Consider the following 13,734-nt stretch of genomic DNA (forward strand, 5'->3'; position numbering starts at 1 on the left):
TCGTTTCTATGTAGATTTATATTCTATATTTGAAAAAGAAAATATTCCCGGACCAAAAATTTTTCCGATGAATCTGGATCATAAAGACAGACAACTCCTCAATTTACTGCAGCAAAACTCAAAAAGAACAACTAAAAGCCTTGCGACGGAGCTCAGTCTTTCGGTAACTGCCGTATTTGAGCGAATTAAAAAACTTGAAAGACTTGAAGTGATTGACGGATATGTGGCAATGGTAAACAGGAAAAAGATTGACCGCGATTTTCTGGTGATTTGTCATGTGAAACTGATCCAGCACAGCAAGGAATTCATTACTCAGTTTGAGCGTGAAATCAGCAAATTCCCGGAGGTCCTGGAGTGCTTTCATGTAAGTGGTGATTACGATTATATCCTGAAAATCATAGTAAAAGATATATCTGAGTACCGTGAATTTATGGTGAGTAAACTAACCAACCTGCAGCATATCGCCAGCACACAAAGCGCGTTTACGATTAAGGAAGTGAAAACAACCACGACCGTTGCACTGTAACGCTTTCCTGGTGGCACAAAAACGAAACACCCTTCATCACAAAGAAATCCTATTTTTGCAGCTTAAACGCAACGCAGACCCTTGAAAGATTTTAAATCCTTCCAACTTTTCATCAATAGCAGTCCGACCAAAGCAAATATGACAATGGCCGGGTGGCTTTTCCTGATCCTGACACCCCTGGTCCTTTGGCTGGATTCTGATTTGTTTCTGAATGATTACGGCTTCAACGGACGCTGGCTGGCAAATGGGCTAACTTTAGTTTATTTTCTTTGGCTCTTTTATGTTTCCGGAACTGAACTCAGAAAACTAATTTTCACAATGGTGATAATCTCCTATATCGGAGAACTTATATTCTGCAGCCTGCTTGGAATGTATCACTACCGCACTGTCCATATACCTCTTTATGTGCCTCTCGGACATGCAATAGTATACGCCTCAGGCTATATTTATGCGAATACCGGGTGGGCACTCACTAACAAAACTCTGCTAAAGAAGGTGTTTCCCCTCCTTTTTATCCTGATTTTCCTCATACCGGTCCTTTTCTTTAATGATATTTTTACACTCATCTTCAGTGTATTTTTCTTTTTAATTCTGCGGCGTAAGAAGTATGACCCGCTCTATTACTTCATAGCCTTTTGTGTTATTTTTATCGAATTGTTGGGTACAGGTTTTAACTGCTGGAAATGGGTTCCCGAAACCTTTGGCGCAATCCCTGCAGCCAATCCTCCTATGGGTGCCGTATTTTTTTACGCCGGTGGCGATGTGATTATCGCTAAACTCGTGAGCATCTGGGACGGCAGAAAAAAAACGCCTGCAGCAAATAGTGCCGGCTAATTGCCCGGGATAAGTTTTTCTAAGAGTAGTTAATCGCATCGGTTTAAAAAACATGTGCAACCACAGTTTTTATAAAGATGTATACTGCCAGAATTTATTTACATTCGTAAGAAAGTTGGTCTATGGAAGTAAAATTCTTTGCAAGTTCCACGCAATTCCGTGCCTGGCTGGCTAAAAACCATGACAAAGAAAAGGAACTTCTTGTTGGATTCTACAAAGTAAGAAGTGGAAAACCATCAATGTCATGGTCAGAATCTGTAGACCAGGCCCTCTGTTTTGGCTGGATAGACGGCATCCGCAAGTCTGTTGATACTGAAAGCTATACGATCCGTTTTACTCCCCGACGGCCAGACAGCATCTGGAGTGCCGTAAACGTTAGAAAAGTTGCGGAACTAAGCGCCGCAGGGCTTATGGAACCAGCGGGACTTAAAGCTTTCAGCAAAAAAAACGACAGCCGTTCCGGTATCTATTCGCATGAAAAACCTGCGGAGGAATTTCCGACAGAAATGGAAACTATATTTGCTGATAATCCCGTGGCCTGGGAGTTCTTCTGTAAGCAGCCTCCCTCCTACCGTAAAGTGATTATTCACTGGATAATGACTGCAAAACGGGAAACTACACGTACTGACCGTCTGAAGAAGGTTATTGAAGCGAGTCTGAAACAGGAGAGGCTGCAGTAATTATTCGCAGATTTTTAATCATTTATTACATTCTGCCGCCTTCGCAATTAATATTGCCTTAATTTTGATATGTAATGTTGCTTCCAGTCTACTAATCATGAACCAATTATCACCCGATTCTTATCAGCCAAAAAAATATGTCCGGATAGAAAATCCGGACTGGGTAAAAAATGCCACAATCTATCAGGTGAACACCAGGCAGTTTTCCGCTGAAGGAACTTTTAAAGAGGTCGAAGAGCAACTGCCACGACTCAGGAAATTAGGGATAGATATTATTTGGTTAATGCCTATACATCCAATAGGCGCGGTGAACCGGAAAGGAAACCTGGGCAGTCCCTATTCCGTTCAGGACTATAAAAAAGTCAACACGGAGTTTGGAACTGAAGCGGACCTGCGAAGTTTAGTTCAGGCTGTTCATTCACATGGAATGTATATCATTCTGGATTGGGTGGCCAACCACAGCAGTTGGGACAATGCCCTTGCTGCTGAACATCCGGAGTGGTATGTTAAGGCCAGAAACGGCAAATTCCGCTCCACACTATGGCGGGATTACGATGATATTATCGAGTTTGATTACAGCCAGCCGGAACTCCGGAAATACATGACCGAAGCACTGAAATATTGGGTCAGGGAATTTAATATTGACGGTTTCCGGTGCGATGTGGCCAGTTTTGTGCCTGTTGATTTCTGGGAAAATGCCAGAGCGGAACTGGATGCCATCAAGCCGGTTTTCATGCTGGCAGAAGCCGAGGATAAAGAGCTGCACCGTAAAGCCTTCGACGCCACCTACAACTGGACCTTATGGAACCATCTGCACCAGATTGCTCGGGGGCGCAGCAATGCCAAAACCCTGGCCGAAGCGTATTTGGCAGAGCATGTCTCCATTTTTCCAAAAGAAGGCATCAGGCTGAATTTCATCGACAATCATGACAAAAATGCCTGGGAAGGCACAACCGAAGCGAACTTTGGTCCTGCGTTGAAGTCCGCAACAGTGTTCACCATATTGATGGATGGAATGCCAATGGTTCACAACGGCCAGGAAGCTGGGCTAAACCGGTCACTTAAATTTTTCGATAAGGACCCAATAGACTGGCAGGCACACCAAAATGCAGATCTATATACAACTCTTTTTCGCCTCAAACACCAAAATCAAGCACTCTGGAACGGAAGGCATGGTGGCGAAATGGTGCGGATAATGAACGACAGACCGGATGAGGTTATATCATTTGTACGTGAGAAGATTGGCGATAAAGTACTGGCCTTTTTTAATTTGAGTGGAAACGAAGTTCAGGTAAATTTTGAAACTTCCTACGACACCGGCATCTACAACGTTCTTTTCTCCGGAATGCAGGTTGAAGTTTCGGATAGGTTAAGGCTACAGATGAAACCATGGGACTTTTTGGTTCTGCATAATTAGGGTAACTGCTAACTTTCCTCATCATAGTCCGCCCAGATTCGGGAATTTTAATTTTTAAGCCGCATCTTTGTAAACTTCAAAATACAATTCATGTCCACAGAGAAAACGAGACTTCATATCCGAAATAAAAACCGTGAACGTTACGACTTAAATGCGCTGAAAGAGGCTGAGCCTGCACTTTCAAACCATATTAAACCAAATAAATATGGCGACGATTCTGTCGATTTCGCCAGCCCTGAAGCCGTAAAACTGCTGAACAAAGCCTTACTAAATCATTATTACGGCATCAGGAACTGGGATTTCCCGGCTGAAAACCTTTGCCCACCAATTCCGGGACGCGCGGATTATCCTCATTATATGGCCGATTTGCTTGGTCAGAGTAATTTCGGAAACATTCCGGAAGGTGAAAAAATTACTGTCCTTGATGTGGGCGTAGGTGCTAACTGTATTTACCCAATTATTGGCGTCACTGAATATGGCTGGAACTTTATCGGCTCCGATGCAGATTCAAAATCTGCAGATTCAGCAAGCAGTATTGTTGAGACAAATGAGCAGCTAAAGGAAAAGGTTGCTATCCGCCTGCAGTCTGATTCTGAAAATATTTTCAGGGGAATTATAGGTGAAGATGAACGGATTGATTTTACATTATGTAATCCACCTTTTCACTCCTCTGCCGATGAAGCTGAAAAAGGCTCACAAAGAAAGGTCCGTAACCTCACAGGTAAGCAACCCACAGATACAGATCTCAATTTTGCGGGAATCAGTCAGGAACTCATTTATCCAGGTGGCGAAATAGCCTTCATCCGAAAAATGATTGATGAAAGCCGAACTTTTGGAAAAAACTGCTATTGGTTTACCACTCTGGTATCAAAGGAATCTAACCTTAAAAAAGTATACAGCGCCCTGGAAGAAGCCGGGATTGTATACAGGAAAACAATTCCGATGGGCACAGGCAACAAAGTAAGCCGCATTGTAGCCTGGACTTTCCTGACAAGAGAAGAACAGAAAGAATGGCGGGAAAGCCGTTGGAAAGATAATAAAACAGAGGACAAAAGCGTTAAAGAGTTAAATAATGATGACTAAATTCAACAGGTTTTCAGGATTTAATCCATGACGGATATACCCATTATCTATTTTTCATGGGTTGTAAAGGAATAAGTTTTCCTAACTTGGTTGAACTTCATCAGTACAATTATGAGCCGTATCCATCTAAACAGGAAAGGATTTATTTTTAAAAAACACAGTCCGGAAGAGGTTTCAAACTTTGACCGGATTTTTGATGTTTTCAAAGATCTGCTTACTCATACATCAGGCGACCTGGAAGAGGCTTTTGAGTGGCTGGAGATGCTGGACAAAGAGTATGATATCTTCACGGACGAATATACTGTTGAAGATTTCGAAGAAGACTTAAAAAAACGGGGATATATTAAGGAAGAGATTAAACCCGAAGACGGCAACGCGGGCACCGGTAAAGGCAAAAATATTGTTACTCCAAAACTTGAAAAAGCACTTCGTGAGTTCGCGTTGGATCAGATTTTCGGCAAACTGAAAAAAACCGGGATCGGAAACCACCGGACTTCGAAAGCGGGTGTAGGCGACGAAAGGGATGGCGAAAACCGCAACTTTCAGTACGGCGATGAACTTTCGAACATCAATATGACTGAAAGTCTTAAAAATGCGCAGATCAACAACGGCATCGCAGATTTAAGGCTGACAGAAGATGATCTTATGGTGGAAGAAACGCATCATAAGGCACAGATGAGTACCGTGCTGATGATAGACATCAGCCATTCTATGATTCTATATGGCGAAGACCGCATCACTCCGGCCAAAAAGGTGGCCATGGCGCTGGTGGAACTTATCAAACGGAAATATCCAAAGGATTCTATTGATATCATTGTCTTCGGTAATGAGGCTTGGCCTATTAAAATAAAAGACCTTCCGTACCTTCAGGTTGGTCCGTATCATACAAATACAGTTGCCGGACTGGAACTTGCCATGGACATCCTGCGGCGTAAAAGGAACACCAACAAACAGATTTTTATGATAACCGATGGCAAACCGAGCTGTATAAAGTTGCCAACAGGAGAATTTTATATGAACAGCGTAGGCCTGGACGAGATGATCGTGAACCAATGCCTGAACAAAGCTGCTCAGGCGCGCCGGCTCAAGATTCCTATCACCACTTTCATGATTGCACAGGATCTCTATCTGCGGCGGTTTGTGGAAGCCTTCACAGCTCAGAACCAGGGTAAGGCGTTCCTTACGGGATTAACCAATTTGGGTGAGATGATTTTTGAGGATTATGAAAGAAACAGAATCAGGAGGATTTAGATTCTAGATATCAGATGTTAGATTTTAGAAGTTAGAAGTTAGAATTTAGAAATGAGAATGAAAAGTTTGTAAAATGAATACAATGCACGTTCCCCATTTGAAATCTGACATCTGAAATCCTGCACTCCGCATTCAATTCAGCGTTCAGCGGTCAGTTCTGATTTAACAATAATGCCCACAAGGAGTATACAGACGGAGGAAACAAAGCAAATTCAAAATCCATAATTCACAATCAAAATTGCAAATCCTGACTCTTGGCTCTTAATTCAACAGTCTGAAATCTAACATCTAACTTCTAACATCTCAATAAAAAAAATACAGCATGAAAGAAAATACAACATTCGGCGAATTAAAGAAATCAGGATATACGCATAAAACCATCAGTGAAGAAATTCAGCATAACCTTATTGCAAAGATAAAGGCGAAGGAGCCTGTATTTGAAGGGCTTTGGGGTTATGAAGATACTGTTATTCCTCAACTCAAAAAGGCGCTGCTGGCCGGACACCATATTAATCTTCTGGGTCTGCGCGGCCAGGCAAAAACGCGTATTGCCCGAAGGATGGTAAGCCTGCTGGATGAATATATGCCAATCGTAAAAGGTTCAGAAATTAATGACAGTCCATTCCAGACTATTTCAAAATACGCCCGTGACCTTGTTGATGAGCTGGGCGATGACACTCCCATTTCCTGGGTTCACCGTAACGATCGCTTCTTTGAAAAACTTGCCACACCGGATGTGAATGTTGCCGATCTCATTGGTGATATTGACCCAATAAAAGCCGCGACACTCAAACTTCCGTATTCAGATGAGCGCGTTTTACATTACGGTATGATTCCTCGTGCCAACCGCTGCATTTTTGTTCTTAATGAGCTTCCCGATCTGCAGGCGCGTATCCAGGTGTCACTTTTCAACATTTTGCAGGAAGGCGACATCCAGATTCGCGGATTCCAACTCAGGATGCCTTTGGATATTCAGTTTGTATTTACAGCGAACCCGGAAGATTACACCAACCGCGGCAGCATAGTTACTCCGCTGAAAGACAGAATCGGTTCGCAAATATTCACGCATTACCCTCAGTCCATAGCCTTAGCCAGACAAATTACGGAACAGGAAGCACGCGTATCGCTGAGCGACAGGGAAACTATCGAAGTGCCCGAATTAGCTAAAGACCTGCTGGAAGAAATCGCTTTTGCCGCCCGGAACAGTGAGTTTGTTGATGCCAAAAGTGGAGTGAGCGCCAGGCTTACGATCAGCGCGATGGAAAACCTGATGGCTGCGGCCAAGCTTCGCCTTATTGAAGGTAATCTGGAGCGTACTGCAATCCGTTTACTTGATTTCATGTCCGTAATTCCGTCTATTACAGGAAAAATTGAACTCGTGTACGAAGGTGAACAGGAAGGTGCCGACCATGTGGCAAAAATCCTGATAGACCAGGCCGTGATGAGCCAGTTTGAAACGATTTTCCCAAGAATTGGCAAACTTGAGAAACAAGGTGTGAAAACCCCTTATACCGATCTTATTCAGTGGTTTGATGAGAATCAGCTGCAATTGAACTACAGTGATTCCGACAGGGACTACAACGGCAAACTGAATACTGTTAAGCCACTGGTTAGACTGGTAGATGAAAATACGGGAGATTTGAACGACACCGAACGCAATTTCTGCATGGAACTTGTTCTTTGGGCACTTACTGTGAATAAGAAACTTGACAAATCTGAAGCTGAAAACAGCTTCACGTACGATGCTCCCGGAATTGGCAAATATTACAGCAGATAAACAAAATTAAGGTTTCATTATAATAATAAACCTCTTCCCAACAATGTTCGGAAGAGGTTTAAATTGTATCTGCACAGAGGTACTAGTCCGCCATAGCTTCACCAGCCTTTCGGTGGATAAAGTTTCCATAGATATGACGTCTGGCAAACCTGCTTGGAGAATCTGCATTTACCATTTTAATATAAGTGTTGCGGGGAACTCCGATGTATTCGTACATCTTGCCGTTCAGATGCTGTATTTTAAGTATCTGCTTTTCGTACTCAAAATCCTGGATATTGGATTTGGATGTAGTTTCGCCGTACTCCTCTTTGTATTTTTCCTGAGTCTCCGGGTTAATACTTACCAGAAAGTGGTAGGCTTCAATTACTGACTTACTTGTGGCTTCTGCCTCTACGCGACCGTTTTCATCATTCACAAATTTGTCAGGATGTGCCTCCTTCATTGTATTTCTGTAAATGGTTTTCAGTTCTTTCAGGGTTACCATCTTGTCTACGCCAAGCAGCTTGCGGTGTTCGCCAATTCTTTTCATAAAAAATAATATCGTGATTTGTTGAATAAAGAGAGGCTTTCGGCATATTGCTGTTTGAAATGACAACCACAGTTCCTGTCTGAATTTCGGAGTGCAAAATTAGGCTTTTAATTTTTAATAGCTGGAATGATAATAAATTACAGATTTATTTTTGCAGAATGAATACCTTTGCGCACTGTTTTTAACCCCACAAAAGGTCTTGTCACCTGTTCTTCTTCAAATAGTAAATGAATTCGGAATTAATATACCGGATCGCCTGCAATGACTGCGGCGGTATGGGAAAGAAAAAGCAGCGCATTCGAAAGAGTGTGCGGATCCGATATGAAAAAGCTCTGGAAAAATGGCGCAGTGATGGAGCTACCGGTCCCTGTCCCGTAAAACCTGAGCCTCATCTATCTACCTGTTTCAGCTGTTCCGGCACGGGTTTACTGGCTTCAGAAACGTTTCCTGTTCCCGACAGCGAAAAATTCCCAAATGTGGCCATCATTGGTGGCGGCATCGGTGGTGTTGCACTGGCGGTGGCCTGCCTGCACCGCGGAATCCCTTTCATACTTTACGAAAAAGACAACAGTTTCAGCGACAGGTCGCAAGGCTACGGACTCACCCTGCAACAGGCCAGCAAAGCGATGGATGGCTTCGGAATAATAAAACTCGAAGAAGGTGTAGTCTCTACAAGACATGTAGTTCACACTCCGGCAGGTGATATAGTTGGTGAATGGGGCATGCGGAAATGGCTGGGAACAAACGAAAAAGCCGGTAGCAGACGTACCAACGTCCATATTGCTCGCCAAAACTTACGGGCAGCACTGATGAGTCAGCTGCAGAACACAGACAATATAAAATGGGGATATGAACTTTCAGCACTTAGTCAAAGTGCTGATAAACAAATCGACCTGCATTTTAACGTTAAGGATCATAAAATTACCGAAAAAGCAGATTTAGTGGTCGGTGCCGACGGTATACGAAGTGCCGTAAGAAGACTTTTGATCGGTGAAGACATTTTGTCGCTCCGTTATCTGGGCTGCATTGTGATTTTGGGTATCTGTAAGCTGGATGACATTACAGACTGCGACCGTATGCTTTTGGATTCGGCTACCATTTTCCAGACGGCTAATGGCAAGGAGCGCATTTATATAATGCCTTACGATAAAACATCGGTGATGTGGCAGCTCAGCTTCCCTATTTCCGAAGATAACGCTAAAAAATTAAGGCTGAACGGGGCTGAAGCGTTAAAAGAAGAAGCCTTGAGAAGAACACCGTGGCACGACCCTATCCCGCAGATTCTGCAGGCAACCGAAGTTTCAAAGATTTCAGGCTATCCGGTTTATGACCGTGCGCTACTCACTCCGGAGCATTTGGCGAAGGCAGATTCCGTCACACTTATCGGCGATGCAGCTCACCCTATGAGCCCATTCAAAGGTCAGGGAGCCAACCAGGCTTTGCTGGATGCATTGGCCCTGGCACGCGCGATTGCGAAAGGCTGTTCCGGACAAAAAGACTGGCGTGAAAAAGGTATCAGAAAAAGTGTTCTCATAAATTTTGAGCTTGAAATGCTGCAGCGAAGTGCCGTTAAGGTTGAAGATTCGGCCGCCGCAGCTGATTTCCTGCATTCGGAACTGGCGCTTTATGCTGCTGATGAACCGCGGGGTAAAGTCCTGAAAAGAAACAGGGAATTTTAGTACAGTACATTACAGCTTAACTGTAAAAGACTGAAAATCCGCCAGGTTCCAGAACAAAACCTGTGTCGCTGGAAAAATTCTTTTTTGAACCGGTAAAAAGTTCAGTGTAAGTTCCAGACAGAGACTCACCGTTAATATTGAAACTTATCTGTTCCCTGGAAAAACTAATCACAGTAAGCACAGAGGCTTCGCCATTTACCCTCATATAAACCAAAACCCTGTCATCAACAGCAGTCTTCAGCAAATACGTGCACACGTTCGAATCGCCACCCCGCAAAGCCGGATGAGTGCTCTTCAGAGTCAGGAGCTTCTTATAAAAATCATGGAGTTCAAAGGTGTCCGTCCAGGGTATTGTATCCTTCTCAAAAAACTCCAGCCTTTTTGTGCGTAAAGGGATTTCCTGCCCGTTATAGATGAGCGGCACGCCGTTCCAGGTCACTGAAAATACAGCCAGCGCCTGTGCAAAGATCCCGTATTTTTCATACTCCGTGCCGTTCCATGTGTTTTCGTCATGATTGGATGTGAACCAGGCGCGCATGGATCCGTCGCCGATTTCTGAATATCTGACGAGCAGATCTTTGAGCTCGACGAAGCTAAGATTACCGTCACAGAAGTCCTTAGTCCTGTGCATCCAGTTCCAAACGTAGCTGGCATCGAAGACTTTTCCGTATTCGGGATGATCGAGTTCATCAAATTCGCCAAGCCAGAACAATGGTTTCAGTTGTTCTACTGCAGTTCTGGCCTGCTGCCAGAAGTCCAGCTGCACCCAGGCGGCAAGGTCGCAGCGAAAACCGTCTATATTGGTTTCCCTCACCCAAAATTTCATGGCCTCGATCATTGCCAACCGCATTTCGTGATTTGAATAATTCAGCTCAATAATATCGTCCATACCGGAAGCAGTCTGAAAATCACCGGTATCGGGATTCTTCCGGTAGAATTCAGGATTCGAAAGTGTCCACACATGGTCCCAGCCCGTATGGTTGGCCACCCAGTCTATTATGATTTTAAAACCCATACTATGCACCTCTTCAACAAGATCTTTAAAATCTTTCAGGGAGCCAAATTCCGGGTTTATAGAAGTGTAATCCGCGGCAGCATACTGGCTGCCCAGGCTGCCTTTCTTGTTTTTCTGTGCGACGGGAGTGATTGGCATAAACCAGAGGGTTTCCACACCCATATCCTTCAGCCGGGAAAGTTGTGCCGCAAATGCTTTGAAGGTACCTTCAGGAGTGTACTGACGCAGGTTTACTTCGTAAATATTGGTAGTGTGTTTCCACGTACATGGTATAGTCATTGGAAATGGAATCAGGTAGTTATTTACAGTTGCTTTCCGCAAACTTTGCTATCACTTTGTAATGTCTTACACAAATCTAATAATTAGTACTTAAAAATAAAGAACAAAAAAACCCTGCATCTGCAGGGATATGGTTAATTCTTAATCTTCATCGTCGTCATCAAGAGGCTCATCCGCAAAATCCAGCGCATCTTCATCATCAAAATCATCATCTTCATCGGCGAAATCGCCCTCTTCAAAATCGTCGTTAAAGGCAAAATCGTCATCATCGTTGAATAATGGCATCACAGGTTTCTTATTCTTACCGCTACTTTTACCGGGAGCCTTTAGTGGTACGGCTCCGAAACGGAAAACGGTGATTGGATAGTTTACTGCAGGTTTTTCATCTACAACCTCCACCAGTTCGCAGAAGAATTCCCAAAGATCCAACAGTCCGTACTGAAACTGAGCGCGGTCGCCATCGGTCTCAAAGGCTTCATCTATATAGACGTCTGACATGATCTCACCATCCCCTTCGTCCGTCATATCTTCCAGCGGAACTGACTTTATAATGGTGCCGTCTGACTCCAGCAGATTGAAGGCAGAAAGTTCTTCGCCCTGAAGGCTAAAGGCACTTTTAATGCCTAAATGAAGGTTCCAGAGTGTTTGCTTTCCTTTGATTTCGATATCACGGAAAATGTTGTCCTTGGTATCTAAAATTACGCGGATTTTATAAACCATTATCGCTTTCTTGTATTAGTTTTTCAGAATGTTAACGGTACAAATATAGGATAATTGTGAGCGGAGCGAAAAGTTTTAAAAATCTTTTTTTTTAAAATATTTTACTACATTCCACGCTGTTTAAGGCTCTGTTTCCAACATAAAAGTGAAAGTTGTCCCTTCCAGATATACGCTGTGTACGGATACGGCTTCATTGTGAGCTTCCAGAATATGTTTTACGATAGCCAGACCTAACCCGGAACCTCCGCCCCGGCGGCTTCTGGAAGATTCAACGCGGTAAAACCTTTCAAAAATTCTTGGGAGTAGCTCTTTCTTGATCCCCATTCCGTTATCGGCTACCTCAACAAGCACTTTGGAGCGAAGTTTATTGGTACGTACCGTTATGAGGGCATTTTCGCGGTTGGAATAGTAGATGGCATTGGAGATGAGGTTGATAAGTACCTGACTGATCCGCTGCCGGTCTGCCCTTACCATAATTACGGTATGTGAGGTCTGCAGCTGCATCCGTGCTTCTTTCTTCTCCGCTTCCAGGTCCAGCATATCCATGATCTCGCGGATCAGGAGGTTCAGGTCGAAGGAGGTTATATTAAGGTTGATCTCGCCATACTCAAACTGGTTCAGCATATCCAGGTCTTTCACGATATCAAGCAGTCTTTCCACCGATTTATCAATCCGGTCCAGGTACTTATCGCGGATGGCCAGGTTCTCGACTCCCCCCTCAATCAGTGTTTCCACATATCCCTGAATGGAAAACAGCGGAGTTTTGAGCTCGTGTGATACATTGCCGATGTATTCCTTCCGGTACGTGGCCATGCCCTTCATCGTATCGATCTCGCTTGCATTTCTTTGGGAGAGTTCTGAAACTTTCTCCCCTAACTGAGTAAAGCTCATTTCACTCTCGTCCGTTGGAATTATACCCTGCGGGAGAATTGTACTTATACGTTTGATTTGCTTTTTGCCATAGTAACCGAACAGGAATTCGAGCACGAAATAATTAATGCCTAACATGATTATGACACAGAGTCCCATAACCAGATAAAAACGGTCCCGGTCTTCGGCCAGCTGAACCTGCGAGAGATTGAATGCCAACGCCACAAAAACCATCACCAGCGTCATGAACAGTGAGGCAATGAATGTTAATTCCCTGAATTTCAATTTGATAATTTTCGGTAAATGTTAAGCTACGATGAGTTTGTAACCAATTCCTTTAAGTGTCTGGATCGCGTTAAGTCCCAATTTCTCCCGCAACCGGCGTATATGGACATCAATCGTCCTTTCCCCAACTACAACGTCACTGCCCCAAACCTGATCCAGTATTTCTTCTCGTTTGAAAACTTTGTCCGTGTTGGAGGCCAGCAGGTAAAGAAGGTCAAACTCCTTTTTTGGCAAAAGAAAAGCCTGGCCGTTTCGTGACACCTTAAAGTTGTCTCTGTCTATAACAAGATCTCCAACCTCGATCAGCTTTGCTTTTTCACTTACGTGGGAAGTTAACTGCAGCAGCGCATTTACTTTGGAAATGAGAACTTTTGGCTTGATGATTTTTACAATATAATCATTTCCGCCGGCCTGATATCCTGCCAACTGCGAAAATTCTTCACTGCGTGCGGACAGAAAAACAATGAGTGTTTTCTGAAGAGATTTAATCTGTCTGAGTTCCTGGCATGTTTCAATTCCGTCTTTTCCGGGCATCATGACATCCAAAAGAATCAGGTCCGGCACCAGTTTGCGGGCTATCTCAATACCTTCTTCACCACTACTGGCAGTAACCACCTCATAACCTTCCTTTTCAAGGTTATAAGACAGGATTTCCAGGATGTCCTGTTCATCATCAATCAGTAAAATTTTTTTAGTACTCATCTTCAGCTTTTATCCTTTCAAAATTACTAAAAATTAATACGTGGCTTGGGTGGAGGGCCTTTATTCACGCAAAGTTAACATTCGCAT

13 protein-coding genes are annotated in these 13,734 nt (G+C 43.6%); 8 read left to right on the forward strand and 5 right to left on the reverse strand.

Annotation, left to right across the window (positions count from 1 at the left end; genetic code table 11):
* Positions 1 to 67: 67 nt before the first annotated feature.
* The 7 genes from H1R16_RS02680 to H1R16_RS02710 all read left to right on the forward strand — a co-directional run bounded on the left by H1R16_RS02680 (position 68) and on the right by H1R16_RS02710 (position 7,568).
* The gene (locus H1R16_RS02680) at positions 68 to 526 is read left to right on the forward strand and encodes an Lrp/AsnC family transcriptional regulator (RefSeq protein WP_181885786.1); all 459 of its coding nucleotides are present in this window, start codon (positions 68 to 70) and stop codon (positions 524 to 526) included.
* 81 nt (positions 527 to 607) lie between these two features.
* Positions 608 to 1,360, forward strand: coding sequence for a hypothetical protein (locus tag H1R16_RS02685; protein WP_181885785.1), 753 nt, complete (start codon positions 608 to 610; stop codon positions 1,358 to 1,360).
* Between the two features lie 122 nt (positions 1,361 to 1,482).
* On the forward strand, positions 1,483 to 2,040 hold the full coding sequence (locus tag H1R16_RS02690) for a YdeI/OmpD-associated family protein (RefSeq protein WP_181885784.1): 558 nt from the start codon (positions 1,483 to 1,485) through the stop codon (positions 2,038 to 2,040).
* 97 nt (positions 2,041 to 2,137) lie between these two features.
* Positions 2,138 to 3,457 (forward strand): alpha-amylase family glycosyl hydrolase, encoded by a 1,320-nt coding sequence (locus H1R16_RS02695; RefSeq protein WP_181885783.1) that lies wholly within the window; start codon positions 2,138 to 2,140, stop codon positions 3,455 to 3,457.
* A gap of 90 nt (positions 3,458 to 3,547) precedes the next feature.
* Positions 3,548 to 4,540 (forward strand): 23S rRNA (adenine(1618)-N(6))-methyltransferase RlmF, encoded by a 993-nt coding sequence (gene rlmF / locus H1R16_RS02700; protein ID WP_181885782.1) that lies wholly within the window; start codon positions 3,548 to 3,550, stop codon positions 4,538 to 4,540.
* A 111-nt stretch (positions 4,541 to 4,651) separates the two neighbouring features.
* The gene (locus tag H1R16_RS02705) at positions 4,652 to 5,791 is read left to right on the forward strand and encodes a vWA domain-containing protein (protein ID WP_181885781.1); all 1,140 of its coding nucleotides are present in this window, start codon (positions 4,652 to 4,654) and stop codon (positions 5,789 to 5,791) included.
* 322 nt (positions 5,792 to 6,113) lie between these two features.
* Positions 6,114 to 7,568, forward strand: a complete 1,455-nt coding sequence (locus H1R16_RS02710; protein ID WP_181885780.1) for a sigma 54-interacting transcriptional regulator — start codon at positions 6,114 to 6,116, stop codon at positions 7,566 to 7,568.
* 82 nt (positions 7,569 to 7,650) lie between these two features.
* Here the strand turns inward: H1R16_RS02710 and H1R16_RS02715 are convergent, their stop codons facing one another.
* The gene (locus H1R16_RS02715) at positions 7,651 to 8,097 is read right to left on the reverse strand and encodes a KTSC domain-containing protein (RefSeq protein WP_181885779.1); all 447 of its coding nucleotides are present in this window, start codon (positions 8,095 to 8,097) and stop codon (positions 7,651 to 7,653) included.
* A gap of 227 nt (positions 8,098 to 8,324) precedes the next feature.
* Here H1R16_RS02715 and H1R16_RS02720 point away from each other — a divergent pair, with 227 nt between their 5' ends.
* A complete protein-coding gene (locus tag H1R16_RS02720; protein WP_181885778.1) occupies positions 8,325 to 9,776 on the forward strand; it encodes an FAD-dependent oxidoreductase in 1,452 nt (483 codons plus the stop codon).
* Positions 9,777 to 9,792: 16 nt separating this feature from the next.
* Here the strand turns inward: H1R16_RS02720 and H1R16_RS02725 are convergent, their stop codons facing one another.
* From H1R16_RS02725 to H1R16_RS02740, 4 genes are all read right to left on the reverse strand, one after another.
* Positions 9,793 to 11,112 (reverse strand): alpha-amylase family glycosyl hydrolase, encoded by a 1,320-nt coding sequence (locus tag H1R16_RS02725; RefSeq protein WP_228451024.1) that lies wholly within the window; start codon positions 11,110 to 11,112, stop codon positions 9,793 to 9,795.
* A 99-nt stretch (positions 11,113 to 11,211) separates the two neighbouring features.
* Positions 11,212 to 11,790, reverse strand: coding sequence for an IS1096 element passenger TnpR family protein (locus tag H1R16_RS02730; protein ID WP_181885777.1), 579 nt, complete (start codon positions 11,788 to 11,790; stop codon positions 11,212 to 11,214).
* A gap of 120 nt (positions 11,791 to 11,910) precedes the next feature.
* Positions 11,911 to 12,945: a sensor histidine kinase gene (locus tag H1R16_RS02735; protein WP_228451023.1), complete on the reverse strand. Its 1,035-nt coding sequence runs from the start codon at positions 12,943 to 12,945 to the stop codon at positions 11,911 to 11,913.
* A gap of 21 nt (positions 12,946 to 12,966) precedes the next feature.
* Positions 12,967 to 13,647, reverse strand: a complete 681-nt coding sequence (locus tag H1R16_RS02740) for a response regulator transcription factor (protein WP_181885776.1) — start codon at positions 13,645 to 13,647, stop codon at positions 12,967 to 12,969.
* Positions 13,648 to 13,734: the final 87 nt, after the last annotated feature.

This window comes from Marnyiella aurantia (genome assembly GCF_014041915.1).
In the GTDB taxonomy this organism is placed as follows: domain Bacteria; phylum Bacteroidota; class Bacteroidia; order Flavobacteriales; family Weeksellaceae; genus Marnyiella; species Marnyiella aurantia.